Genomic DNA, 512 nt, shown 5'->3' with positions numbered 1-512 from the left:
ACGCGTTGGACGCGGCGACCTTGCCGTTGACCAGGACGTCACCGTAGAGCTTGGAGGAGCCCGGGTTCACGACGAAGTTCTCGAGCGTGACGGTGGTGTCGCCGGCCTTCAGGGTCAGGCCGGAGTCGTCGTGGTTGAGCAGGCCCTGCACGTAGGGCTTGTAGTTGCCGTCCGGCGACCAGTAGGTGACCGACCCGGCGGTGATCGGGAACGACACCGACCCGTCGGCGAGGGTTGCGTCGCCGGAGACGCCGGGGGTGAGCTTGAGGGCGGTGAGGGCGTCGGTGAAGCCGGAGTCGAGCTTCACGGCGGTGGAACCACCGAGGACCTCGGGGACGGAGGCGACGGGTGCGGGGATCTTCGACGACGACGACGAGACCGTGTGGATCTGGGGGGTGGCGGCCTGGGCGGAGGAGATGCCGAACGCGGCACCGCCGAGCACGAGGGCGCCGGTCGTGGCGAGGGTGATGGAGGTCTTCAGGCTCTTGCGCATGGTGATCTGTCCTTTGCTG

The 512-nt window shown here is 68.4% G+C and carries 1 protein-coding gene; it reads right to left on the bottom strand.

Features of this window, described 5'->3' with window-relative positions; genetic code table 11:
• Positions 1-493 (bottom strand): hypothetical protein (locus ITJ60_RS18705; protein ID WP_194649043.1); only part of this gene is annotated, 493 nt, incomplete at its 3' end.
• Positions 494-512 lie beyond the last annotated feature (19 nt).

Origin of the sequence: Curtobacterium sp. VKM Ac-2884 (assembly GCF_015350945.1) — a bacterium.
In the GTDB taxonomy this organism is placed as follows: Bacteria; Actinomycetota; Actinomycetes; order Actinomycetales; family Microbacteriaceae; genus Curtobacterium.
This window is presented reverse-complemented; position numbering and strand designations above follow the sequence as displayed.